General features: G+C 64.5%; 18 protein-coding genes. 8 read left to right on the top strand and 10 right to left on the bottom strand.

Annotation, left to right across the window (positions count from 1 at the left end):
• The first annotated feature begins 85 nt into the window (after positions 1-85).
• Together GSQ89_RS15140 and GSQ89_RS15130 are read left to right on the top strand one after the other, a co-directional pair.
• Positions 86-1,585 (top strand): efflux transporter outer membrane subunit, encoded by a 1,500-nt coding sequence (locus tag GSQ89_RS15140; RefSeq protein ID WP_158926566.1) that lies wholly within the window; start codon positions 86-88, stop codon positions 1,583-1,585.
• 475 nt (positions 1,586-2,060) lie between these two features.
• Positions 2,061-3,302, top strand: a complete 1,242-nt coding sequence (locus GSQ89_RS15130; protein WP_254073219.1) for an efflux RND transporter periplasmic adaptor subunit — start codon at positions 2,061-2,063, stop codon at positions 3,300-3,302.
• A gap of 128 nt (positions 3,303-3,430) precedes the next feature.
• Here the strand turns inward: GSQ89_RS15130 and GSQ89_RS15125 are convergent, their stop codons facing one another.
• The gene (locus GSQ89_RS15125) at positions 3,431-4,042 is read right to left on the bottom strand and encodes a hypothetical protein (RefSeq protein ID WP_158926562.1); all 612 of its coding nucleotides are present in this window, start codon (positions 4,040-4,042) and stop codon (positions 3,431-3,433) included.
• A 574-nt stretch (positions 4,043-4,616) separates the two neighbouring features.
• Here GSQ89_RS15125 and GSQ89_RS15120 point away from each other — a divergent pair.
• The 3 genes from GSQ89_RS15120 to GSQ89_RS15110 are packed head-to-tail and all read left to right on the top strand — an operon-like array spanning position 4,617 to position 8,046.
• The gene (locus GSQ89_RS15120) at positions 4,617-6,077 is read left to right on the top strand and encodes an acyltransferase (protein WP_371734252.1); all 1,461 of its coding nucleotides are present in this window, start codon (positions 4,617-4,619) and stop codon (positions 6,075-6,077) included.
• The gene (locus GSQ89_RS15115) at positions 6,074-7,231 is read left to right on the top strand and encodes an ABC transporter permease (RefSeq protein ID WP_216856179.1); all 1,158 of its coding nucleotides are present in this window, start codon (positions 6,074-6,076) and stop codon (positions 7,229-7,231) included. Before GSQ89_RS15120 ends, GSQ89_RS15115 begins: the two co-directional genes overlap by 4 nt.
• Positions 7,228-8,046: an ABC transporter ATP-binding protein gene (locus GSQ89_RS15110; protein WP_158926559.1), complete on the top strand. Its 819-nt coding sequence runs from the start codon at positions 7,228-7,230 to the stop codon at positions 8,044-8,046. The genes GSQ89_RS15115 and GSQ89_RS15110 overlap by 4 nt, the downstream gene beginning before the upstream one ends.
• A gap of 21 nt (positions 8,047-8,067) precedes the next feature.
• On the opposite strand, the gene GSQ89_RS15105 is transcribed toward GSQ89_RS15110, so the two are convergent.
• From GSQ89_RS15105 to GSQ89_RS15090, 4 genes are all read right to left on the bottom strand, one after another.
• On the bottom strand, positions 8,068-8,739 hold the full coding sequence (locus GSQ89_RS15105) for a hypothetical protein (protein WP_158926557.1): 672 nt from the start codon (positions 8,737-8,739) through the stop codon (positions 8,068-8,070).
• A complete protein-coding gene (gene shc, locus GSQ89_RS15100) occupies positions 8,736-10,673 on the bottom strand; it encodes a squalene--hopene cyclase (RefSeq protein WP_371734257.1) in 1,938 nt (645 codons plus the stop codon). Before shc ends, GSQ89_RS15105 begins: the two co-directional genes overlap by 4 nt.
• A 28-nt stretch (positions 10,674-10,701) precedes the next feature.
• Complete coding sequence (hpnE, locus tag GSQ89_RS15095) at positions 10,702-11,967, bottom strand: hydroxysqualene dehydroxylase HpnE (protein ID WP_158926553.1); 1,266 nt, start codon at positions 11,965-11,967, stop codon at positions 10,702-10,704.
• A gap of 534 nt (positions 11,968-12,501) precedes the next feature.
• Positions 12,502-12,924, bottom strand: a complete 423-nt coding sequence (locus GSQ89_RS15090; protein WP_158926551.1) for a DUF1489 family protein — start codon at positions 12,922-12,924, stop codon at positions 12,502-12,504.
• A 161-nt stretch (positions 12,925-13,085) separates the two neighbouring features.
• Between GSQ89_RS15090 and GSQ89_RS15085 the strand changes: the two genes are divergently transcribed.
• The 3 genes from GSQ89_RS15085 to GSQ89_RS15075 are packed head-to-tail and all read left to right on the top strand — an operon-like array spanning position 13,086 to position 16,142.
• On the top strand, positions 13,086-14,069 hold the full coding sequence (locus tag GSQ89_RS15085) for a PHB depolymerase family esterase (RefSeq protein ID WP_158926549.1): 984 nt from the start codon (positions 13,086-13,088) through the stop codon (positions 14,067-14,069).
• A gap of 52 nt (positions 14,070-14,121) precedes the next feature.
• Positions 14,122-15,501: an MFS transporter gene (locus tag GSQ89_RS15080; RefSeq protein ID WP_158926547.1), complete on the top strand. Its 1,380-nt coding sequence runs from the start codon at positions 14,122-14,124 to the stop codon at positions 15,499-15,501.
• Positions 15,502-15,515: 14 nt separating this feature from the next.
• Positions 15,516-16,142 (top strand): DUF4286 family protein, encoded by a 627-nt coding sequence (locus GSQ89_RS15075; RefSeq protein WP_158926545.1) that lies wholly within the window; start codon positions 15,516-15,518, stop codon positions 16,140-16,142.
• Between the two features lie 237 nt (positions 16,143-16,379).
• On the opposite strand, the gene GSQ89_RS15070 is transcribed toward GSQ89_RS15075, so the two are convergent.
• The 5 genes from GSQ89_RS15070 to GSQ89_RS15050 all read right to left on the bottom strand — a co-directional run bounded on the left by GSQ89_RS15070 (position 16,380) and on the right by GSQ89_RS15050 (position 24,746).
• Positions 16,380-17,408 (bottom strand): formylglycine-generating enzyme family protein, encoded by a 1,029-nt coding sequence (locus tag GSQ89_RS15070; RefSeq protein WP_254073218.1) that lies wholly within the window; start codon positions 17,406-17,408, stop codon positions 16,380-16,382.
• Positions 17,409-17,416: 8 nt separating this feature from the next.
• Positions 17,417-18,730: a Rieske 2Fe-2S domain-containing protein gene (locus GSQ89_RS15065; RefSeq protein ID WP_158926543.1), complete on the bottom strand. Its 1,314-nt coding sequence runs from the start codon at positions 18,728-18,730 to the stop codon at positions 17,417-17,419.
• Positions 18,731-18,808: 78 nt separating this feature from the next.
• The gene (gene cysQ / locus GSQ89_RS15060; RefSeq protein ID WP_158926541.1) at positions 18,809-19,570 is read right to left on the bottom strand and encodes a 3'(2'),5'-bisphosphate nucleotidase CysQ; all 762 of its coding nucleotides are present in this window, start codon (positions 19,568-19,570) and stop codon (positions 18,809-18,811) included.
• The gene (locus GSQ89_RS15055) at positions 19,570-24,258 is read right to left on the bottom strand and encodes a glycosyltransferase family 9 protein (RefSeq protein ID WP_158926539.1); all 4,689 of its coding nucleotides are present in this window, start codon (positions 24,256-24,258) and stop codon (positions 19,570-19,572) included. The genes cysQ and GSQ89_RS15055 overlap by 1 nt, the downstream gene beginning before the upstream one ends.
• A gap of 92 nt (positions 24,259-24,350) precedes the next feature.
• Positions 24,351-24,746 (bottom strand): hypothetical protein, encoded by a 396-nt coding sequence (locus GSQ89_RS15050; protein ID WP_158926537.1) that lies wholly within the window; start codon positions 24,744-24,746, stop codon positions 24,351-24,353.
• Positions 24,747-24,791: the final 45 nt, after the last annotated feature.

The following is a 24,791-nucleotide window of genomic DNA, read 5'->3' as shown; positions in this document are numbered from 1 at the left end:
GACACACCACCGTTACAGAGGCACCCGGAATCCCTGGCCCACCGATCCCCGGGGCCGGGGCAAGACGAACCCGGGTGCCCATCCATTGCAAAGCCGCCGCGCGCCGACCCTGTTCGCCCTGGCCGCCGCCGTCGCCGTCGTGGCGGCGTGCGACGTCGGGCACGACTACCAACGCCCGGCGCTCGACCTGCCCCAGGCCTACCGGGCAACCGCGGCAACCGAAGCGGCCGCGTGGCCGTCCACCGTCTGGTGGCAGGGCTTCCGGTCGCCGGAACTGAACGCGCTGATCCAGGCCGCCCGCACCCGCAACTTCGACATCGCCGCCGCGATCGCCCGGGTCCGGCAGGCGGATGCCCAGGTCCGCATCGCCGGCGCGTCGCTGCTGCCCAATATCGGCGGCAACGCCGGCGCGTCCTGGCAGCATGAAGGCATCAACACCGGCAGCACGCTGGTAAGCAACGCCGGCTTCGATTTCCACAGCTACAGCACCGGCCTCAGCGCCAGCTACGAGCTGGATTTCTGGGGCAAAAACCGAGCCGCCCGTCAGTCGGCGGTGGCGTCCGCGATGTTCAGCCGGTTCGATCAGCAGACGGTGGCGCTGACAGTCGTCACCAACGTCGCCAACACCTGGTTCACCGCTTTGTCGCTGGCCGACCGTCTGGCCGTGGCGCGCGGCAACCTGGCGGACTCGGAGCACACCCTCGCGGTGATAAAAGGCCGCTTCGACGCCGGCACCGCCAACCAGTTGGACATCGCCCAGCAGGAATCCCTGGTCGCCGGCGTACGCGCCACCATCCCCAACTTTGCCAGCCAGTTGGACCAGCAGGTCATCGCCCTCGGCATCCTGACGGGTCAGCCGCCGGAGCGCATCGCCGTCACACCCGGCACCTTGACCACACTCGCGCTGCCGCCGGTCGCACCCGGCCTGCCCTCGGAACTGCTGGCGCGCCGCCCCGACGTCGCCTTGGCCGAGGCCCAGCTTGTGGCGCAGAATTTCAGCATCACCGTGGCTCGGGCCGCGTTCTTTCCCAGCATCCAGCTGACCGCCAGCGCCGGCTATCAGGCGCCGGCGCTGAACCGGCTGGTGACGCCGGGCGGGGCACTCGCTTCGGTGGCCGAGGGCCTGACGCTGCCGATTTTCGACGGCGGCACGCTGCGCGGGCAACTCGATCTGGCGAAGGGGCGGTACGATGAACTGCTGGCGGACTATCGTAAAGCGGTGGTGCAGGCGTTCACCGATGTCGACACCGCACTGACCGCCTGGCGCTACGCCACCGAACAGGAGCGGCTGCAGGCCGTCGCTGTCGAGACCGCTCGGCGGGCGGCGACGATCGCGCGGGCGCAGATGGAGGCGGGAACGGTCGATATCACCACCGTGCTGACGGCGGAGACTACCCTTTTTAGTGCTGAAGATACGTTGGTCCAGGTTCGCTTGGCACGTGCGCAGGCGTTGCTGACTCTATACAAGGCTCTCGGTGGAGGTTGGACGGAACCGGATCGTTCGGTGACCGACCAATTCCCCGGCCTGGCCCCCGGTATGGTCCCTGGCGGCATGGCGCTGCCGGTAGGAGGGAATGTCAAGTGAGAGACGCATTTCCCGGTCGATCCGTCATGACCGGTCCCGGTCGATCCGTCATCGCCGGTCCCGGTCGATCCGTCACCGCCGGTCCCGGTCGATCCGTCATCGCCGGTCCCGGTCGATCCGTCATCGCCGGTCCTAGCCGATCCGTCATCGCCGGTCCCGGTCGATCCGTCATCGCCGGTCCCGGTCGATCCGTCATGGCCGGTCCTGGCCGATCCGTCATGGCCGGTCCTGGCCGATCCGTCATCGCCGGTCCCGGTCGATCCGTCATCGCCGGTCCCGGTCGATCCGTCATCGCCGGTCCCGGTCGATCCGTCATGGCCGGTCCTGGCCGATCCGTCATGGCCGGGCGTGTCCCGGCCATCTTCGCATCGGCCGGCGAAACGCGGATAGCCGAGACAGGCTCAGCGATAATGATGAGAGCAACGTCTCTGCAACCGGACCAGCATCGCCAGGCGGCATTGGAAAGCGCCCCCGCATGGATGCCCTGACCCGCGAACCCCTCCAAACAAGGTCCAAACCGCGCCGCTGGGGCATGATAGCGCTGTGCCTGCTGGCCGTCGCCGCCATCGTCTACGCGATCTGGTTTTTCCCCGCCGTTCCCCCGGCAGCCAACAAGCGCGACGCCACGGCCGGCCAGCCGATCCCCGTGCTGACCGTCGCCGCGGCGACGAAGGACGTGCCGATCTATCAAGACGGGCTGGGCACCGTGCAGGCGTTCTACACCGTCACGATGAAGGTGATGGTCGATGGTCCGCTGCTGAGCGTGAACTTCAAGGAGGGCCAGGACGTCCACAAAGGCGACGTGCTGGCGCAGATCGACCCGCGCACGTATCAGGCGGCGCTGGATAGCGCCATCGCCAAGAAGGCGCAGGATCAGGCGCAACTCGCCAACGCCCGTTTGGACCTGGCCCGTTACCAGAAGCTGGTGGCGAACAACTATACCTCGGCACAGCAGGCGGATACCGCCAAGGCCCAGGTCGCGCAGTTTGAGGCCCTGGTGCAGCAGGACCAGGCGCAAATCGACACCGCGCGAACGCAACTGAGCTACACCACCATCGTCTCGCCGATCGACGGCCGCACCGGCATCAGACAGGTCGATCCCGGCAACATCGTCCACGCGGCCGACACCACCGGCATGGTGGTCATCACGCAGCTTGAACCGATCGCGGTGCTGTTCACCCTGCCGCAGCAGGCCCTGCCCACGGTGGCGAAGGCGATGGCCGACGGCACCCCACAGGTCCTGGCGCTGGCCCAGGACGCCACCGGCGGCGCATCCAGATTGCTGGACACCGGCACGCTGACGGTGCTGGACAACCAGGTTGATTCCACCACCGGCACGATCAAGCTGAAGGCGGTCTTCCCCAATGCCCGGCATCGCCTCTGGCCCGGCGGCTTCGTCAGCATCCGGTTGCGCACCGACATCGCCAAGGGTGCGGTGGTCGTGCCGCCGGCGGCGATCCAGCGCGGCCCGCACGGCCCCTATGTTTTCGTGATCGACCACGACACCGCGACCCGCCGGCTGGTGACCGTCGGATACGAAGACGAGCAGGGTTCGATCGTCGCCGCCGGGTTGAACGGGGGACAGGCCGTGGTGACCGAGGGCGCATCCCGCCTGTCCGACGGCAGCAAGGTCAGCCTCGCCAGGCTGGACGCCGGCGCGGGCCAGGAGCCGGACCAGCCGACCGCGCCAGGCACCAGCCGGGATGCACGTCACTAGAGCATGATCGCGCTGGGCGGAACGTCCAGAGCGCGTGAATCATGCGATCAAACAAAGCTCTTTGTGTTCAGTGGCCTGCCGATCCCAGAAATCCGTCGCAGAATGCGACGAACTTCTGGGGCAGGACACTAGGTGCAGGCTCCCTCCAGATTGGCAATGCCAAACGTGCCAATCAAAGGAATTTCCCGCGTCTTGACCATGATGTGGGAGATGGTCTGGTCCCGCCCGTTGACCAAATGCCAGCCCGCGCCCGGCGTATGGTCCAGCGTCATCTGGCAACTGCGGTATTCGCTGGTAAAGCCGTTGTAGAGGAACGTGGTCACAAGCTGCAACCGGTCAGACGCGTCGGAGAAATGGCCCCGCAAGATGATCGCGTCATGCCCGGGAACACCGTCCAGGACCGCACCGCGACTGCTTTCGATGACAGCCTGCGAGAATTCCTCGACCTTCACCTGTTCGGTCTCCTTGCGCCGCGCCGCCGAGGCGAAACGATGCGTCTCCACGCGGATTGCCTTGATCGCACCACCATCCAGCAACACGCCCAGGCACTGGAAGCTCCCGTCGGTTTCGTTGTCGATCATCGCGAGTTGCTTGAACGATCCGGTCGATTTCGCGCACGCCTCAGCCGGCTGGCCAGGCGGGTCCGTCGGCCCGGTCGCGGCGAGAACGGAGAAACCGGCAAGCACCGCCGCGGTCAATCCGGCCAACGCGATCGTCCATCCGAACGGCTTCCGAAACATCGTGAAATGGCCTCTCCATGCATTCCGGGCAAAAGAACGACCCGATCCCGTTCCAGGACCGGCGAAAACCGAGCATGCGTACAACGCCTGATGCTGAAACTCTCCCCGGATAGCGGCGGTTGCCTTCCATCGTGCGCTCGGGCCTTAAGAAAAGTCCAGACATCACGATCCCGGCAACAGGACAAACAGCAGTCACCGTCATCGCACAGTCACTTTCGCGCGATTCATTAACTTTACAACAAACAACTAAGTGAAACCCGGGATTGCAACTCACCAGATCCAGCAAAAACAGCACCTAAGCCGATGAAATCGGTAGGTAACGCCAAAACTACCGGCAAATAATTTCCCTAATAGATGATTCCGATACTCATTCGGCAACGTCGTCCCAAGATATGCGTTACGCTCTTACGATGCGAAAAGGATTGCCTATGACCGACGACCGGTTCCGCGTGCTCGATCAGGGCTCCCACGACGCTTTGCCGGCAGCAACAAGACACGGCCTCGATCGCTCGGCGGCCTCCAGCGATTTCGCCGGCACAGCCTCAGGCCGGGACACGCGTTTTCCGGTGCCGTCATGGTCATAGAACGATCCCTCTCGATCGCGCGATCGCTCGTTTTCGCCAATCGCCCCCACGCTACCATGCCGGAGATGGCGCGCACGGTCCCGCAGTTCCGGACCAGGACCGCAACAGATCGTGATCCCGTCGCGCCGGCCCGGCCGACGCCCACCATCGACAGCGCAACCAGCAGTGACGCTCGGGCTAAATGCAGTCTGGCTCTCAATAATATGCGAGGCATGGTCATCGTCACCGTCCTCGCTTTCCATTCTTTCCTGGCCTATCTCGGCTTCCTGGGTCCCAAGCCGTTTCCATTTGACAAATCACCGTTCGAATGGCGGGCATTCCCCATTGTCGACAGCCATCGCTGGTCCGGATTCGACATATTCTGTGCCTGGCAGGACGTCTACTTGATGACGTTGATGTTTTTCCTGTCGGCTTTGTTCACCTGGTCGAGCCTCTCCCGCAAGGGATCGCTGAAGTTCCTCATCGAACGGTTCACCAGGCTGGGCATACCATACGTGTTCGCCTTGGTCGTCCTCATGCCGATCGCGCTCTACCCCGCCTACCGGGTCACCGCCGCCGATCCCAGCCTCGCCGCCTACTGGCAGCATTACCGGGCACTGCCGTTCGTGCCCAACGGCCCGATGTGGTTCCTGTGGCAACTTCTGGCGCTGACCGTCATCACCGCGGCCCTGTATCGCATCGCACCCCGCTTCGTCACCTTCCTCGGCCGCCGCACGGCATCCGCCAAAACACATCCCAGCCACTTCTTCATCGGGCTGACCGCCGCCTCCGCCATCGTTTACGTCCCCATGGCGATGATCTTTACGCCGATGAACTGGTCCAATCACGGCATATTGGCCGTCCAGTTCTGCCGGCCATTGCACTACGTGGTCTATTACCTCGCCGGTCTCGCCGTGGGTGCCTACGGGCTGGAACGCGGCCTGCTCGCCCCCGACGGCAAACTGGCCCGCTCCTGGGCCACCTGGCTGGGTCTCGCCGTGGGCTTCCAGATCCTCTGGATGGGCCTTTCCGGCCTGGCGATGATCGACGCCGCCTCCCATCCACTCCTCCTGAACGTCGCCGTCGACATCGCGTTCGTCCTGGCCTGCGCCAGCGGTGGTTTCTTCGTGATGGGGGCCTGCCTGCGCTTCGCCACCAGGCCGTCGCCGATATTGAACAACCTCGCCGGCAAATCCTTCGGCATGTATCTGTTCCATTACGTCTTCGTCGTTTGGCTGCAATACGCCCTGCTGGGCGTGGCGCTGTTCGCCCTCGCCAAGGCCATGATCGTCCTCGCCGGCACCCTGCTCCTCGCCTGGGCAACCACCGCCGCCATGCGTTTCATCCCGTTCGGTTCGTTACTGCTGGGGTCGGAACGGCGTTCGCTGACAGCAACGCTGCCACCGCGTCAGGCAACACGTCGCCCTGAAAACGACACACGGCCCGCCGAACAAGGTGCCGTCGCAATATGAAAGCGCGCCCCACCATGTCCACGTCGCTGATCATCAAGATCGCATCGCGGAATCTCCTGCAGGACAGGCTGCGCTTCATCGCGACCATCGTCGGGATCGTCTTCTCCATCGTTCTCGTCAACATCCAGATGGGCCTGTTCCTCAGCTTCGAGCGCATGGTCACCACAATGATCGATCATGCGCCCGCCGACCTCTGGATAGTTCCGTTTGGAACCAAATGCTTCGAGGACCCCTCGCTGCTCGATGCACAGGACCGGACAAAGGCCCTGGCGGTCCCGGGTGTCAGCCAGGCCACGCCGGTGATGATCGGATTTTCCGAATGGACAGTGCCAAACGGCGGCACGACACCGGTTTTCGTCATCGGTTCCGATGAAAGCGGCGCCGGACTGCATCCCTGGAATGTCACCCAAGGCGATACCGCCTCCCTCTCATCCCCCAACGCCGTCGCCGTCGACGCCACCTATTTCGGACGCCTCGGCATCACCAAACTCGGCGACACCACTGAAATCCGAGGCCAGAAGGCCCGGATCTCAGAGATCACCGACGGCATCCGCTCCTTCACCACCACCCCCTACGTCTTCGCCCCGCTCGCCCGGGCGCAGGCCTACATGGGCACCCCGCCCGGCAAGGTCTCCTATCTGCTGGTGAATCTCGCGCCCAACACCGATATCGCCGCCGTCCGCAACCAGTTGCAGACGAAACTGTCGAAGGTTGAGGTCCTGACGCCCGACGAATTCCGCAACCGTAGCCGCAACTTTTGGCTGTTCGGCACCGGCGCTGGCGCCGCGCTGTTTGCCGGCGCGCTGCTGGGCGCCATCGTCGGCACCGTCATCATCGCGCAAACCTTGTATTCCAGCACCAAGGATCACCTGAATGAATTCGCCACGCTGCGCGCTATCGGCTCATCCAATCTTTACATCAACAAAATCATCATCTCCCAGGCGGTGCTCAGCGCCGTGATCGGCTTCGCCGTTGCCGCCGGCATCGGTCTTATCGTTGTCGGGATGACCGCCAGGACGGCATTGCCGATTGTCATGACCCCGGAACTGACCGGCGGCCTCTTCCTGCTCACGGTCCTCATGTGCGTCACCTCCTCCGTCGCCGCCGTGGTGCAGGTCGTCCGCATCGACCCAGCGCGAGTATTCAGACAATGACCGCACCCGTTATCGAAGCAACCGACATCACCAAGACCCTCGGCGCCGGGGCTAGCCAGGTGCGCGCCCTGAACGGCGTCAGCCTGGCCCTCACCGGCGGTGAGCTGACCCTGCTGATGGGACCGTCCGGCAGCGGCAAGACGACCCTGCTCTCCATCCTCGGGTGCATGCTGACGCCGACCTCAGGCGAAGTTCGCATCCTCGGCCGCTCGATCGCCGGCGCCCCGCCGGGTCAGTTGGCCGAACTGCGTCGCGACCATATCGGGTTCATCTTCCAGAACTATCACCTGCTGCCGACCCTCTCGGCCCTGGACAACGTCCGGCTGGCGCTGGATGTGCGCGGCGAACCCGCCGGAACAGCCCTCGCCAAGGCAAAGGACGTGCTGGCGACCGTGGGCCTGTCGCACAAGATCAATGCATTCCCCCGCCAACTTAGCGGCGGCGAGCAGCAGCGTGTCGCGATCGCCCGAGCCATCGTGGGCGACGCCTCCGCCATCCTGGCGGACGAGCCGACCGGCGCGCTGGACAGCGAAAACGGCCACGCGGTCATGCTGCTTCTGTCCCGCATCGCCAGGGACACCAACCGGGGCGTTCTGGTGGTCACCCACGACCCGCGCGCTCTGCCATTCGCCGATCGGATCATTCACATGGAGGACGGGCGCATCCTCAACGAGGAGTACAGCACCACCATCAACGGTAAGCGAGACTGGTTCGATACCGCGACGTCGTTCAGGCGCCCGAAAGTAACCGCCGGCGACGAGGCCGACTGGCAACCCGCTCACGAGGCCATGAGCTATGCACCAGCCGCGAAATAGCGCCCTGAGCGGTTCGGCGCGTCACGCCGGCTGGTGTTGCCGGCCGGATAGCCGCAGCGCCGTCAGCCCGACCAGCGCTCGGCGGGCGCGGGCGGCGTCCAACGCCAAACCCAACAGCCCCGGCAACTGCCTGGGCTGCCGAAGCAGCGATGCCAGCACACGCCTCAGGTCGATGCGGCCCCACCGATCCACCGCCAGCAACGCGGCCGGCGGCAAATCCCGGTCCGCCGCGTCCGAAATCGCCCGCACGACGACAAACGGCAATCCATGCGCCAGGGCAACGCGCGCCACACTGCCGCTTTCCAAATCGATCGCATGCGCCCGGGTCTCGGCGTGCAACTGGCGCTTGGTGCTCACATCCGTCGCGGCCAGCGTCCCGGCCACCAGGCGGTGCCCGGTCAGCCCACCGAACCGGTCGGCCAGCGTCGGCTCCGCCGCATACAGATGCCCTTCGGACAGGATGGCGGAAGGAATGATCACCGACCCCGGCCGCAACGCCGGATCCAGACCGCCAGCAAAGCCGAAGCTCACCAGCGCATTCACCCCTTCTTCGACCAATTGGTATGCCGCGTCGGCCGCACCTTCCGGCGTGCCACCGCCAACCACCACGGGATAGCCGAACCGCTCCGCGACCCGGGCCTCAGCCGTCAGCCCAACAACAAACCCCGGTCTCGACCCGGTGCTGGTTCTCAAAATCCCACCTCGACGCGATGAGCATTTCCCCGACGTAGATTGCGGTAGCGGGCGATTGCCAGCAGCGGGAAATATAGCTTGTAGCCGTGGTAGCGCAAGTAGAACACCCGCGGGAAACCGACCGCCGTGTAAGGCGTCTCATCCCACTCGCCATCCGATTTCTGCGTCCCGGCCAGAAAGGCGATCCCACGCGCTGTGGCGGAATGATCCGCCGCCCCCGCCGCCATCAGCCCCAGCAACGCCCACGCCGTCTGGCTCGGTGTGCTTTCCTTGTACCGTCCGTGCGGCGCCTCCCCGTAGCTCTCCTCGTCCTCACCCCAGCCGCCATCCGGCCGCTGGACGGACAGCAGCCAATCCATCGCTCGCACCATCGCCGGGTCGTCATGCGCCACCCCGGCCGCATTTAGCGCACACAGCACCGACCACGTGCCATAGATATAGTTGGTGCCCCACCGGCCAAACCAGCTTCCGTCCGCCTCCTGCTCCCGCCGCAGATACGCCAACGCCCGCACCATCACCGGATCCTCGGCCGGCATACCGATCTGCGCCAGGAACGACACACAGCGCGCGCTGACATCCGCGGTCGGCGGGTCCAGCAGCGCGCCATGATCCGCGAACGGAATATGATTCAGGTACCCGTGCGTGTTTTCCGGCTCGAACGCGCCCCAGCCACCATCGGACGCCTGCATCCCGATCACCCACTCCCGAGCCCGCTCGATCGCCTCGACATGGGTTGGATCGCCGTTCCGGTGCAGCAGCAGCCCGACCACCGCCGTGTCGTCTACATCAGGATAATGCGGATTGTTGTACTGGAACGCCCAGCCGCCAGGACGCAAATCGGGGCGCCGTACCGCCCAGTCGCCCACGACATCGGTGATCTGCAACGGCCGCAGCCACGCGCACTCCGCGTCTGTCGCCACCCCAGCTTCCGCCAGGGCATGCCCGGCCAGGCCAGTATCCCACACCGGAGACAGGCAGGGCTGGCAGTACGCCCGATCCGCCTCGATCACCAGCAGCTTGCGCACCGCCCGCCACGCGATGGCGGCATCCGGATGATCGGGCGCGTAGCCCAGTGTGTCGAACATCATCACGCTGTTTGCCATCGCCGGGTAGATCCCGCCCAGCCCGTCCTCGCCGTTCAGCCGTTCGGTGACGAAGGCCACCGCTTTGCCGATCGCACTCTGCCGCGTCGTCTTCGGCAACAGCGGCACGGCCACCCGCAACGCCGCATCGATCCCCTTGAAGAAGCGCCCCCAGCCGGAGCGGTACGGCCCCCGGATCCAGTCGCTCACCTGATCCGGCGGCGTACGGAAAAGCTCCGAAATGCCGACCCCACGCGGATTGCGCGCCTTCGGCCGCAGCGCCATCAGCACCAGCAGCGGCACCATCACCGTGCGCGACCAGTACGACACCTTCGACAGATGGAACGGAAACCACAGCGGCAGATGCATGATCTGCAGCGGCATCACCGGCACCGCACGCCACGGCACCGCGCCGAACAGCGCCAACTGCGCCCGCGTGAACACATTCGTCCGTTCCGCCCCGCCCGCCGCCAGGATCGCCTCCCGCGCGCGGCGCATATGCGGCGCATCCGGATCGTCGCCGATCGCCTTCAGCGCGAAATATGCCTTCACGCTGGCCGAGATGTTGAACACCCCATCATGGAACAGCGGCCAGCCGCCGTGTTCGCCTTGGGTCGCGCGCAGATAGATGCCGATTCGAGCCTCCAGATCCGGGTCAATGCGGGCCAGGAAGTGCTCTAGCAGTACGTATTCGGCGGGAATTGTAGCATCCGCTTCCAATTCGAAAACGAAATGCCCATCCGGTTGCCGACGCCGCATCAACGCGTCGGCCGCTCGGTTTACCGAGTCCAGCAACGCGGAGTCATCAGGAACCGGCAGGGTGATCGCGTCCCCGGGAACCGGGGCGGAGATCGAATCCAAACCCATCATATCCTTGCGGTCAAAGCGTGAGAACGACGTCCGCGGCGGAACGGCCCGACCTTATGGCGCCCTCGATCGTGGCGGGCAAGCCGGTATCCGTCCAATCCCCCGCCAGAGCCAGGTTGCTGGCATGCGCCGTCCGGCCCGCGGGCCGCCGGACCTCCTGCCGAGCCGTGGCGGTGAACGTGGCCCGCTTTTCCTTTACCACGCGATAGGCCGGCAAGGTTTCCTTGGCACTGGCCGGCAACCCCAGCGCGTCCACGACATTCGGCCACACCAGGGAGGCGATCGCCCGGGCGGCATCGTCAACCATGTTGTTCGCGGCGCTGATGGTGACCGAAACATGCCCCGGCTTCTTGAACAGCCATTCCGCAGTGCCGGACGTCAGGCCGATGAACCCCGTTTTCCCCAGCGGCCCGCCGGGATCAGCCGCATAACGGTAGTGGATGTTCAGGATCGCTTCGAACGCGTCTGGCGCGATTAGCCCCGGCAGCAGGTCCGCCGCGACCCACGGCGGCACCGCCAGCACCACCGCATCGTCCGGACCCACGGCGATCACCCCCTCCGGCCCGCGCAGCGCCGTGATCCGGCCGCCCTCGATCGTCATGTCCGCGATCCGACTGTTGAGCCGGACCTCGGCCCCCCGACCCTGCAACGTTGCGACGGCCGGATGGATCAACCCCTCCGACAACCCTTCCTTCGGCAGCATCGCCCGGCACGCTTTGCCCCCGCGCAGCAGCGTCTCCCGCATCACCGCCCCCAGCAGCCGGGCCAATCCCTCCTGCGAACTGGTGTTCAGCGCGGCCACCGCGATCGGCTCCAGCAGGCGCCAATACAGACGTCCGCGCCGCATGCTGTCGGCCACCGGCGTGTCGTCCCGGATACGCACGATCCGAGCCATGCCCAGATAGTCGGACAACCGTGTTTCCGGCACCCGGCGCCCCGCCGTCAGCACCCACCAGGGAATCCGCCCGCTGTTCGGACGCACCGACCAGCGTTCCCCGGTCTTCAGGTCCATGAACGGAAAAACCGCCCGCTTCGCTGTCTCGAACGCGTTTTCGGCCCCCACTTCGGCAATATACGCCCGTGCCGCACGGTTGCCCGACAACAGCAAGTGGTTACCGTTGTCGATACGCAGACCAAGTTCCTTGTCGAAATACGACCGGCAACGCCCACCCGCCGCCGAACCCGCCTCGTGTACGGTCACGGTCCGGCCCGCCGCGGTCAGCGACAGAGCCGCCGAGAGGCCGGACAGGCCCGCGCCGATCACGTGAACATGCGTCATATCAGCCCGCTTCTGCACCGTCCCCCAGGCCGGCGCAACCAACCTCCGGACGTATCGCACTTAGTTTTGATGACATTTCGAAGCGCCGCGCGGCGGCCAAAACAGCCAACAGACCAAGGGCTCCAAGCCGAAACAATCGAGTCGGGTCAGGGCGGGCGGGTCCCCATAAGAATCAGGATAAGCGGTGGGCAGGGAATTGTTTGACCTAACCGGCTTCGGCCCACCCATCACGGCCGGGCGTATTCCGGCCACCCACGACGTTGCCGCATCCCATGCTGCAAAGTGTGGGTATTGAGTCTCCATCTCTGACGACTGCGGCAGGCCGATCAACCGCGAAGAATTTTAACGCAGACGAAGGCAGATGAGCAGGAATGAATGCAGATCAAAGCCCCCGCGCGACCATCCGGCACGGATCAATCGGTACCCGCCAATCCGCCGCTCGCAAAATCACGCCTCCGGAAATCAGCGTTCATCTGCGTTAAAATCCTTTGCCTTCCACCCCAGGATCGGCCGCCATTCCCGACGCCGGCATCCTCAAAGCAGGCACAGCGCCCGCAACTCGTGGCGCAGCGCCGCCGGCAAACTCTCCAACCCCAGGATCGCCCCGAACGCCGGCATATCCGGCGGCGCGGCATCCGCATCGAGATACCGCCACCCCTGGAACGCCCGCGTCGGCCGCCCCGCCAACACCACCAACTCCGGATCGAGGATAAAGCTGGTGCACGGCGTCCGGTCGTCCCGTTCATCCTCGACGATATCGACGATACGCTGCCTGGCCATCATCGTCCCGGCGATCACCCAGTACATCGACCCGCCATCGATGATCTCCAGCCGCCGCCGCGGGAAATTGCGCGTGCGATGGCGCAGCCGAGGATGCGTCAGCATGCGTTCGGCCTGCAGTTCGCGCAGATGGTCGGTGTCTCGCACGCCGACGGCCAGTTTGGTCACATGCAACATGATCGAGCGACTCGGATGTCAGCGGTTAATCCACGCCAGTGTAGGCGCAAACGCGCGGCAGACCACCCAGATGACACCGGCAGCCTCGGTTGATTTTATGCTGCAATGCAACATATCCATCATCCATCTAAGCCCAGACCCATTGAAAGACCGCCCACCACATGAAATGGTCCCGTAATTTCAAGGCACTCCGCACCGGCATCAAGCTGGCCACCCGGATCGCCAAAACCCAACTGAACACCCCACGAATCGACCCGCCTCCGCTTGCACGCCCCAGCCGGATGGTCGATTTCCAGGGCTTCGGCGACAACCCCGGCCATCTTCGGATGCGCGCCTACGTCCCGCCCACGATCCAAGGCGCCCCGCTGGTGGTCCTGCTGCACGGCTGCGGCCAGGACGCCGCCACCTTCGCCGCCGATTCCGGCTGGATCGAGCGCGCCGACCGCCATCGCTTCCCGCTGATCCTGCCCGAACAAGCCAGCGCCAACCACGCCGGCCGCTGCTTCCAGTGGTTCCACCCCAAGGACACCACCCGAGACTCCGGTGAAGCCGGCTCCATCGCCGAGATGACCCGGGCCGCCATCGCCCGCTTCGGCAGCGACCCCACCCGGGTCTTCGTCGTCGGCCTGTCCGCCGGCGCCGCCATGGCCGCCGCCCTGCTGGCCGCCTACCCCGACCTGTTCGCCGCCGGCGCCGCGGTGGCCGGCCTGCCCGTCGGCGCCGCCCGCTCGACCATGGAGGCGCTTATGCGCATGGCCTCCCCCAGCCCCGACCAAAGCCCCGAACACTGGGCCACCCTAGCCCGCACCGCCGCGCCGCCGGAGTTCGGCGGCCCCTGGCCCCGCCTGTCGATCTGGCACGGCCAGGCCGACACCACCGTCGCACCCGGCAACGCCGCCCTCCTCGCCACACAATGGCGCGCGCTGCACGGCCTCACCGCCCCGGAGGTCGCCGAACAGACCCGCAACGGCGTGCGCCACCAGATGTGGCCCAACGCCAAACAGCCCCAGGTCGAGCTGTGGTCGCTGCCGCATCTGCCGCACGCCTACCCCGTCGGCCGCCGCGTGGTGGAGCCCGGCCGCTTCGTCGAACCCGCCCAGGTGGACGCCACCGCCGGCATCGCCAGGTTCCTCGGGCTGGACTGATCCACGCGCTACGTGCCTACTGGTGACCGGGAAGAAACGGAGCACCAGGACCATGAGTGCCATCGTCGATACCGGCAACGAACCCGTCGAGATCGGGTCGCTTGAAGAACGTTATCGCCAGTCGGCGGCCTTCCGCGCCGCCTCCGACCAAACCCGCGTCACATCGACGCACTGGCACATCGCCGTCGCCAATGGTCTCGGCTGGGGCTTCGACGGCATGGACGGCGTGATCATGGCGCTGGCCTCGCCTCTGCTGATCAAGGAATTCGGCCTCAGCGTCCCCGACTACCGGTCGGGCCTGCAAATCGCCCTGCTGGTCGGCATCCTGGGCATGTTCGTCTGGCCCTGGCTCGCCGACCGTTACGGACGGCGCACCTTGCTGGCGCTCAACATCGCGCTGTTCTCGCTGATGATGCCGGTGCTGGCGCTCACCACGACATGGGCGGCCTTCGTGGCCGTCCGCTGCATCGTCAACTTCGCCCTGAACGGCGAGTGGTCGCTGGGATCGATGCTTGTGGCCGAAACCTGGCCCGCCCACTTACGCGGCCGCATCGTCGGCATCAGCCGCGGCACCTGGTGCTTCGGCGCCGCCCTCGCCGGCGCCATCGCCACCTATGTCATCGCCGGCTTCGGCTGGCGCTTCGCCTTCATGGTCCCTGCCGTCGTCTCCGTGATCGCCGTCTATGTCCGAGCAAAATGCCCGGAATCCCCCTACTGGGTCCGCATGCAGGACCGCAAGGCGCGCATCACTCGAGCAAAGTCCGAGGGCATGCTGCTGTCGCCCGCCGACCGGGAATGGGCCGCCAAAGCCAGGCGCATCCCGATCAGCCAGCTATTCCTGCCCGACATGCGCCGCAACACCGGCGTGGCCACCTTCATCGCCTGCTGTTCCACCACCATCTACGGCACGGTCGGCAACTGGATGCCGCTGTACCTTTCGCACGAACGCCACTGGTCCACAGCGATGTATGGAAAATTCTACATCTGGTGGGGCCTGATCGGCTTCCTCGGCCTGCTCGCCTCCGGCTGGATTTCCGACCGCTTCGGCCGCCGCCCCGCCTTCTACGTGATGCTGGCCGAGGGCGCCGTCTTCATCACTCTGTGGGTGTTCGCCAAAACCGATACCGAGTTGTGGATCTACGGCCTGCTGTGGGGCATCGGCTTCCTCGGCTTCTGGGCCCCCAGCATGATCCTGACCGCCGAGGTCTATCCCACCCGCATCCGCGGCGTCGGCAACGGCTTTTCCTGGTCCGTCGCCTGGCTGTTCGGCTTCGTCCTGTGGCCGTTCCTCGCGGTGGGACTGCAACAGCACACCGGCTCTTTCGCCGCCGCATTTTTGCTGATCCCAGTGGCGATGGCCTGCATGGCTCTTGGCGTCTGGTGGTTTACGCCCGATCATGCCGGACGAGAGCTCGACCAAATCGCAACCTGATCACGGAGGGGACAATGGCCAAAGGCATCCTGCTGGTGGCATTCGACTACACCAACGCCCACGAGGACGAATTCCACGACTGGTACGACCTGGAGCATGTGCCGGAACGCCGCCGCGTCCCGGGCTTCGGCCTGTGCGAGCGCTGGATCAGCGTCGCCAACCCGAAACACGCCGTCGCCAGCTACGACCTGGCCAGCCTGTCGGTGCTGCAAAGCGAGCCGTACAAAGCCATCGCCTACGAAAACCTGTCCGTCTGGTCCAAACGCGTCGGCCCGATGTGCACCCGCCTGATCCGCTTCGACGGCGAACAGACCCTGCCCGGCGAAGCCGACAGCCCCGCCAACGCCGGCGGCCTGCTGGTGAACGCCATGAACGTCGCGCCGGAGCACGAAGCCGAATTCAACGAATGGTATGACAACGAACACATCCCCGCTTTATCCGCCGTGGCCGGCGTCCTTTCCGCTCGCCGCTTCCACGACCCGAAAGGTACCCATCGCCACTTGGCTTTGTATCATCTGAAAGAACCCGAGGTCGCGATGGGCGAGGCCTGGAAAACCGCCGCTTCGTCACAATGGACCGATCGCCTGCGGCCGCATTTCAAGAACCATCTGCGGATCCTCAGCCGCCGCTACGTGAGGTAGTCCGAACGCCTCATCAAAGTTGCCAAGGGGAGCATGGTCGCCACCCCATCGTCATGGTGGCCGAAGGGCCACCATCCACGCCTTTTGTCGAGACAATTACCGCGAGCCGCGGATGGCGGCGTTCGCCCACGATTACGATGGGGGCGCAGTTACCGGCCCACGTGACTCTGCTATTTCCACTCATCGCCTTGGCGACCAGACCCAACAGTCCGCCCCAAGCAAGCCGCGCCTACCCAATCAATAAATCGTTTTGGCAACTCTGAATCCGATATAATTTGTCGGGACAGTCATGTCCATTTCGCTACGATTTGCGGAACGCAAAACCCAAGAACTGCTGGACCAATCGCCGCCACGCATTACGCGCTCGGAGCAATCTCCGACGGTCCAAGCACTACCGTCGGATGGGGCGACTTTGTAGTCTGTATTCCAACAGTCTTCCGTCCACTCCCACGCGGTCCCCAGGACGTCGTAAAGCCCGAACTGGTTGGCGTGGAAGCTGTCGACCGGGGCCGTTCCTTTCTCGTCCCATAGGCTTCCACACCCATCGCAATCGGCGTTGCCCCGCCCAATTTCGTCACCCCACCAGCGCGGCGTTTGTTGGTTTGCTCTGGCCCCGTATTCCCATTCTGCCTCTGTAGGCAGACGATATTTTCCCTCTTCGCGTTGCGTCCTGTTGGTCCGAAGCTTATCATTCAACCAAGTGATATAAGCCTGAGCATCCTGCCAGCTGACACAGACCACAGGGTCACGATTCGTCTGGGGAAAACCGGGGTTGTCCCACCCACCCTCGGGGTTGATTCGGTATCGATGATTGTCGAAGAAGGTGCATCCCCCCGTAGCGATATAGCCAGTATCCCGGACGAAGGTGGCAAATTCAACGCGGGTCACAGGGTATTTTCCCAATGCAAACGGGCGACCAATGCGCACCAAATGCTGCGGATGCTCGGCTGACATATGTTTCTTCGCCATGAAACTTTCAAAAAAACTTACGGCGGCAAGATCACGCTCCGTTTCCGCCGATAACGAGCCCATCAGGAACTCACCTGCGGGAATGACCACCATCTCGGGACAGTTGGGACAGTCGCGAAATGTCGAGCCGGCTTGTGGCGGGATTGCCCCAGAGTCAGCAGCCACGACGCGAGGTACGCAAATCAACAGGGCGATCAATATCGCTGTCAGCAAGATCGACACCTGCACTCCATTAACTATCAGCAACGAATAAAGCTGCAACCGCCCCGTAATCACAAATCCCGACAGATCAGCCACGCATCCCCCTACTCCGCCGCATCCCGCAACGCCAACGGCCGCACCACATCCTTCAACCGCGCCTCATAAACCGCCTGCCAGTCATCCCCCGGCATCACGCACTCCCCGCTGCGTGCCCGGGCGTACACCTCCGGCGCATCCACCCCCGGCGGCACCACCCCCTGGTCGCGCAACGCCCGAGCCGCCAGCAACAACCGCCGCCGAGTCCGCGTAATCATCTGGTCGCTCGGTGCCAGGTGCTCGAACCCATGATCTACGATCGACCCCATGCTCTCGGTGATCGCCTGGTCCTGCATATGGATCATGGTAATCCCCGTATAGATCACATCGTTACGCTGAGCCTCCCGATCAATCTGATAATCGTTCGCCGCATTCGCCACCGGACGCCACCGCCCATACCAATCGGTGCTCGCCGGCTGATAATCGATCAGCGCCGTCTGCCCCGGGATCAACTGTCCGTTCTTCAACGGCAACGGCTTGGCCATGTTCTTCCAAGTCAAACTAATAAACATCGTGTGCGTATCGTCCATCGGCACCCAAGCCCGCGCCTGCACCCGGTCCGTAATGTCCCCCTGAGGCACCCACGTCCAGAACGGAAAACCAAAATGCGCGAACCGCCAATACGTCTTGCCCTCCTCCGCCGGCCGGTACGCGCTATACATCGTCCCCCAATCCGTATCCGCCACCTGGTAAGAAGGCGCCCGGTTTCCCACCTGATACTTCAACATATTATCGTCCCCGACCTCCTCTGGCCGGATACTGCCCGCATGCAGGAACCCGAAATGCGAGGTATCGATGTCCCCCTCCAGCGCCTGCAGCCAGTTGCACTCCCGCTGAGCAAACATCAAGCGCACATCCGCCGCATCCAGCAGCGTCGCCTCGATCTCCGGCATCGGCGGCGCCTCGGCCCGAGTGCCCATGTAAACCCAGATCAACCCGGCCCGCTCCACCACGCGATACGCCTTCGCCCGAACCTTCTGCTTGAAATCCTGATCCGCCGGCAAATTGGGCATGTCGACACACTGCCCGTCCGCATCGAACTGCCAGCCATGGTACACACACCGTATCCCGCCGTCTTCATTACGGCCAAAGAACAGAGACGCACAGCGATGCGGACACCGATGATCCATCACGCCAACCCGTCCGCTGCTGTCACGGAACGCGATCAGCTTCTCCCCCAGCAGCATCAGCCGCAGTGGATCGCCCTTCAGGGCAACCTCGGACGACATCGCCGCCGGTATCCAATACTGCCGCATCAGCTCGCCCATCGGCGTGCCCGGCCCGACCCGAGTCAGTTCCTCGCTCTCGATCGCATTGGTCATAATACCCTCCCGGTCCGCTCTATGGCGGCACACGGACAAGGCTAGGAGTCATCCACCAACCCGGTCAACCACAACCCGTCAGCGCGCACCCCAACACACGAAATGCGGGTTATCCCACCCCGCCTTCCCATACCGCAACGGAGCCCCATCGACCGTCTCCACCGCCCCACCAGCAGCCTCCAGCACCGCATGCGGCGCACAGGTATCCCACTCCATCGTGCGCCCAAACCGAGGGTACAAATCCGCCCCTCCCTCAGCCACCCGGCAGAACTTCAAGCTGGACCCGAAATTCACCACCTTGGCCACCGTCCGCCCGCCCAGAAACGCGTCCAAACGAGCCTGATCGCCATGATGACGGCTCGCCACCACCGTCAGCCCCTCCACCGGCACGTGACGCGCGACAATCGGCGTCCGCACCCCATCCTTCAGCCGCCACGCACCGACCCCGACGATCCCGCCGAACACCGCCCCCGTCGCCGGCACCCCAACGACACCCAGCACCGGCCTCCCGTCCCGCACCAGCCCGATATTCACCGCGAAATCGTCGCCGCCGCTGCTAAACTCGCGCGTCCCGTCCAGCGGATCGACCAGCCAGAACGCCTCGGTCGCCGCGGTCACTTTCCCGCCGGCCATTTCCTCCTCGGCGATCACCACGCAGCCTGGCAGAGCCTCTCGCAGCCCGGCCAGGATGATTGCCTCCGCCGCATGATCCGCCTCGGTCACCACGGACGCATCCGCCTTCCGCTGCACCTGAAACCCGCGATCGCGGATGCGCCGGATTTCAGCCCCCGCCCGCTCCGCCAGCCCGGTCGCCAGCGCGACCAGCGCCTGATCGTCCATCACGCCGGCTCCGTCGCCGGCTGCTCGCGTTCCGCCTCCAGCTCGCGGGCGGCCTTCGGCTCCTCCGCCAAATCCACCACCGCCGCATTCACCAGTTCGGACCGCTTCAGCAGCAGATCCGCGGTCTCATACACCAGGTTCGGTTCGAACAACCGCAGGCACGCCAAAGCCCGAGGACAATCCTCCGCCTTCGCCAGATAGCACGGACTGCACGTCATGTTCCGCCGCAGCGCCACCGCGTTCAGCCCAACCGGCCCCCACTCCACCGGATCGACCACGCCGGAGTGAATACCAACCGTCGGAATGCCGACAGCCGCGGCGATATGCTTCGGCCCACTGTCATTGCCAATGTACAGAACGCAATTCTTCAGCAACCGAGGCAGGTCCACAAGCGTCGTCTTGCCCGTCATCGACGCGATCGCCTTCGGATGTTGGACACTTTCCAGTAACTTGCTGGCGACATCCACCTCATCGGCACCGCCCACAAGCAGGATGTTGACACCGTTCTTCTCGACCAACAAATCGATCAGCGCCGAGAAATGCTCCTCCGGCCATTGTTTCGTTATATTCCCGGCCCCCGGATGGATCGCCACCACCGGCTTGGCGAACAGCGCCCGCACCGGATCCGGCAATTCCGCCAACGGCATCGCGGCCGGCCCCGGCTGCATCAGGATGCGATCCGTCTCCGCCGCATGCCCGACCGCATCCACCAGCCCGATCAGGTCATCGACGATGTGGCTGCGCTTCCGCTGTAACGTTCTGTCACCGTCCCAATCCAGCGCGATGTCCAGGTACGGGCACTGCCCCAGATAGTCGAATCCCGCCAAAAACCGAGCACCGGTGTGCTTCAGCACGTCGCGAGTGGACAGATGCTTCCGCAGATCGATCGCCAGATCGAACCGGTACGGCCGCAGCATACCGGCCAGTTCGGCATAATCGTTCGCGGTCAGGTCACGTTCCCCCAATTGGGACCGGGCATGGAAAAACGCGAACGGAATGAATTCGTCGATGCACGGCTCCGTCGGCACAAAAGCTCGAGATGCCGGACCGGCGAGCACGGTGATCCGCGCATGCGGAAACAGCGTCTTCAGCCGCCGGATCGGTGGCAGCGCGGTGACGAAATCGCCGATATGATCCAGCTTGACCACCAGGATCCGCTGGATTTCCTCCGCCAGGAACAGCGGCCCGCCCGAAACCACCGTTTGCACCGGCTCATCGTCGGGACGATAGTCGTCGGCATGACGAGACAGGCGTGGATTGAAATACGGATCGCCTTCCGCGAACGTCGTCTTCCATGCCGCGTTGAAATGCGACAAATCGAACACGTCCTTCAAATTCGCTCGGCTTGCCAATTCGTAATGAGTCAGCGACGCATACGGCGTGTATACAGTCAGCAGCCCCTCACGATGCGCCCGCAGGCAAAAATCAAGATCGTTATTGACGATTTCATGCGCCTCGTCGAACCGTCCAAGCTGCTCGAAGGTCTCGCGGCGCACCAGCATGCAGGCACCGGTCACCGCGATCACATTGCGCTGGGTCAGCGCCAGCCCGAAATACCCCGGATCGTCGTTCGCCGCGAACCGGAACGCATGCCGTCCGATACCGTTATTGGCCAGGAACATACCCGCATGCTGCACCTTGCCGTCGCGATACAGCAGTTGCGGGCCGGTGATCCCCACCTCCGGCCGGCGCGCATGTTCCAGCATCGCATCCAGCCAGTCGTCCTGGATGATCTCGATGTCGTCATTCAGGAACAGCAGGAATTCGCCATCCGCCATCGCCGCCGCCCGGTTGTTGAAAACCGACCAGTTGAAGGCCTCCTGGATCTCGATGACCTTGTCGGCATGCTGCTGCAGCCAGACCTTCCAGGCGACCTCCGATTGAGGGATATTGTCGATGCAGATGATCTCGAAATCGCGGTAGGCCGTCCTGGAACGCAGCGTCTCGATGCAGGTCTCGATATAACCGTGCGACGCGCAGGTCGGGATGATGATCGACACCTTGCCCGTCGTCGGCACCGCCCGCTTGACCCGCCACGTCCCTTGGATCGGAGTCGCAAGAACCTCACCGGCGATGCCCCGCCGCTCCAGCGCGCGCTCCAGCGCCGCCCGCTCCAATGCGGGACCGTCCAGTTCCACGACCGACCGCTGGCACAGCAGTTTGGGAATGTGATGGATGCCCCCCGCCAGCTCCGCGCAGCGCAGCACAAGATCGTATTCGCCACCCGAAACCAGGCTCGCCGGCGTAACCCCGGCCCTGGCCAGCAACGCGGCGGAAGCGACCCAAACCCGGCCGATATAGTTCGTGGACAACAGCAGATCCAGCGAGAAATCCGGCTTGAAAAACGGCTCACTGTCCTTGCTGACGGGACTCGGGCGGACCTCGTCGCCATACAGCAGGTCACGGTCCGGATGCCGGCCACTGGCCATCGCCAGCTCCAGCAAGGCATCCGCCCCCGGCTCATCGCCCGGCAGCAACAGTCCATACAGCACCGGCCCGTCATCGGCGTCAGCCTGCGCCAGCAATGCGGACCAGGCATCGGCATCCGCCGGGCTGATCACCGCGAACCGGCTTGCCAGATGCGGCACCCAATCGTCGATGGCCGTCCTCGTCGCCGCGCCGATCTCGTCGTCCCCAGCCAGGACCAGCACGGTCCAATCGGCATACGCCTGCGACACCAGCGCATCCAGCGTCACCCGCAGACGATCGATCTCGACCGCCCCATCCTGCCGCAGAACGAACCGAAAAGCCGGACGGTACGCCATGTCGGCCAGGAAGCCGGATATCATCTCCATCTCGACCCGCGGAAGACGCCGGCGGATCGCGACACTGTCCTTTTGATCGTCCGACTTGCGCACGGTAAAGCCGAAAGCCCGGGTCAGATCCTGCCCGCTGTTGGCGCGGATCCGCAGTTCGATCGTGTGGTCGCCGTCGCGCAGGCTGCGCGGCGGACAATGGAATGCGAAGCCGCTGCGCAACGCATTCGGCCATTCCGGAAACGCCGCCCCCACATCCTGCCTGGCAAGCCCGTAATGCGCATCGCCCAACCGCTGGTCGTCGAGGAACACCTCGAAACTGGCGATGCCCGTACGGCTCAGCAGCCAGCCGTCGATCGTCAGCCGCCCGGTGATCAGTGCGACAGCGACACCATTCGCCACCACCGGACTGTCCATCTCGAAGCGGAATTCCTTCGCCTGGTCGGGCGTGAGCTCAAAGTCGTCGTTGGACGACGAAATGTCGGCGACCGGAACCTGTTCGGGGACGGCGACCGCGGTCACGACGACTGGAATCCGAGCCTCTTCCTCGTCGTCACGACTGCTCCGCACGATAACGCGGACAGTATGCTCGCCTTCGAACCGCTCGCCGATCCGCTGGTCGAACCGGAAGCCCGACAGCCGCGCCATCGGGATTTCGGCGAACAGCGCCCCCACATCGGGACGCGGGTACCCCATGCTCGCCAGCCCGACCTCGTCGTCGTTCAGCAGCACCCGCACCTGGACGATCCCGATTCCGCACACCGCCCATCCTTCCAGCGTCAGCGTGCCGTCACCGGTCAACAGGGCGGTGTCGCAGTGCATCCGGATCTCGGCCGGCGGTTCGGGCAATGCCGGGGCGGCCGTCGCCACCCGTCGTCGAGACGATGCAGCGGCCGCTGCCACGGGTGGCGCATCCGGCAGCACCAACGCGAACAGCGCGTTGTCCTGGAGCTGGAAATCGGCACTGAGTTGATAGGTCGGTTGCTGATTGAACAATGAAAAGGTCGGCGACGGGCTGGCCGTGGGCGCCGGTTCGCCGGCGCGCTGCGGGCGAGGCACACCGCGCCGGCGCAGCCGTTCGACCGGAATGCTTTCCTCATGTCCGAACCCGTTCGGACAAACGATCTGGGCTCGGATGCGCCTGGCATCGCGATCCACTTCGTCCAGTTGCAGCGTCAGGCTGAACCCGGACAATTCCCCGTTCGGATACCCCGGAAACGCCGCCCCAACGTCTTCGCGCTCGCCGCCGATCTTGGCCTTTCCGATGCGCTCCTCATCGACGAAAATCTGCACCGCCAGCGTTGGCCCCAGCGACATCGCCCATCCTTCGACGGACAGGACGCCATCGCCGTCGATCGTTCCCCGCTCGATATACATGATCGCGTATGGGCGGGCACCGATCGTACGGACCGGGCCGGAGACGACCGAAATCGGTTCGCCCGTCGTCGGATCGATATCGATCTCGAAATCCTCGGCGTATTCGAAGCCGTCCTCGGTGCGGGCGACGATTTTGAACTGGCATCGTTCCGCCTCGCCATCGCCTGGGCGCGGCAGGTTGAACCGGAAGCCGCGCAGGCGGCCGGGGGTTCCGTCCGGCATGGCGACGATGGCGGCTCGTTCCGGCTGGCCGAACGATGCGGAACTGGTGATCCAGTCGCCCACTTGCAGCCTGATTTCCTCGATCGCGGCCTCGCTCACGGCTCGGCCGCGGATTGCGATGTCGAAGCGGCCATGCGCGTAGCCGCCCGACACCGCCGGATCGATCTCGATCAGGATGACAGGATCCGCGACCACCATATTCGGCGGATCATCGGGTGCGACCGCGACAACGGCACCGGCCGCCACTGCCACGATATTGTCATTCGGACGCTTCACCGCACGCTTGCGCGTCCCAGTGGGCTTTTTTTGCGATGCCGGTATTTTATGCGTCATTCGGCCAGGTATCCCATCGATGACTTGCGAGCCGGTTCGTCGAAAATGATCGCCGCCGGCGCCCGAAGCCCCTGGCAGCGCACCAGGGCAGTCTACAATCCAAAGGGAAGCCGCCCTTCACGGTAGCCGTCCTTGCTGAAATGATCCTGCGCGGACTCCACCACACCCTTGCGGATACTGTCGGCCACGTCGGGATTTTCCGCCAGGTACCAGCGCTCTTCCACCAGCATCGGAAACGGCAGGCGCCCCTCGAAATAGCCGTCGTCGACGAAATGCTGCCGCGCCGAACGTATGATACCCGCCTTTACAGCGTTTCCGATGTCCTCATACGTACGCATATACCAGTCTTCATCGACTTCCACCCCCCGTATCATCGTTCGCAGTATTTCCACGAAACTCTCGTAGGAGACATTGACCCGGAGTTCCCCGCGGACGGTGGATATCTCGATCGAGCGGCGGATCAATTCGAAAGGCGGGAGATATCTCACGTTCTCTCCTTGGTACGGCGGCGGTCAGCCAGTCGAGGGCAGGCA

The sequence above is a fragment of the Acidisphaera sp. S103 genome (genome assembly GCF_009765975.1).
GTDB lineage: Bacteria > Pseudomonadota > Alphaproteobacteria > Acetobacterales > Acetobacteraceae > Rhodopila.
This window is presented reverse-complemented; position numbering and strand designations above follow the sequence as displayed.

Bases quoted from the DNA above. Each gene is read 5' to 3' on its own strand.
- GSQ89_RS15110 (WP_158926559.1), top strand. From the start codon at position 7,228: ATGACCGCACCCGTTATCGAAGCAACCGACATCACCAAGACCCTCGGC.
- GSQ89_RS15055 (WP_158926539.1), bottom strand. From the start codon at position 24,258: ATGACGCATAAAATACCGGCATCGCAAAAAAAGCCCACTGGGACGCGC.
- GSQ89_RS15065 (WP_158926543.1), bottom strand. From the start codon at position 18,730: ATGACCAATGCGATCGAGAGCGAGGAACTGACTCGGGTCGGGCCGGGC.
- GSQ89_RS15090 (WP_158926551.1), bottom strand. From the start codon at position 12,924: ATGTTGCATGTGACCAAACTGGCCGTCGGCGTGCGAGACACCGACCAT.
- GSQ89_RS15115 (WP_216856179.1), top strand. From the start codon at position 6,074: ATGAAAGCGCGCCCCACCATGTCCACGTCGCTGATCATCAAGATCGCA.
- GSQ89_RS15130 (WP_254073219.1), top strand. From the start codon at position 2,061: ATGGATGCCCTGACCCGCGAACCCCTCCAAACAAGGTCCAAACCGCGC.
- GSQ89_RS15125 (WP_158926562.1), bottom strand. From the start codon at position 4,042: ATGTTTCGGAAGCCGTTCGGATGGACGATCGCGTTGGCCGGATTGACC.
- hpnE (WP_158926553.1), bottom strand. From the start codon at position 11,967: ATGACGCATGTTCACGTGATCGGCGCGGGCCTGTCCGGCCTCTCGGCG.
- GSQ89_RS15085 (WP_158926549.1), top strand. From the start codon at position 13,086: ATGAAATGGTCCCGTAATTTCAAGGCACTCCGCACCGGCATCAAGCTG.
- GSQ89_RS15080 (WP_158926547.1), top strand. From the start codon at position 14,122: ATGAGTGCCATCGTCGATACCGGCAACGAACCCGTCGAGATCGGGTCG.
- GSQ89_RS15075 (WP_158926545.1), top strand. From the start codon at position 15,516: ATGGCCAAAGGCATCCTGCTGGTGGCATTCGACTACACCAACGCCCAC.
- GSQ89_RS15120 (WP_371734252.1), top strand. From the start codon at position 4,617: ATGGTCATAGAACGATCCCTCTCGATCGCGCGATCGCTCGTTTTCGCC.
- cysQ (WP_158926541.1), bottom strand. From the start codon at position 19,570: ATGGACGATCAGGCGCTGGTCGCGCTGGCGACCGGGCTGGCGGAGCGG.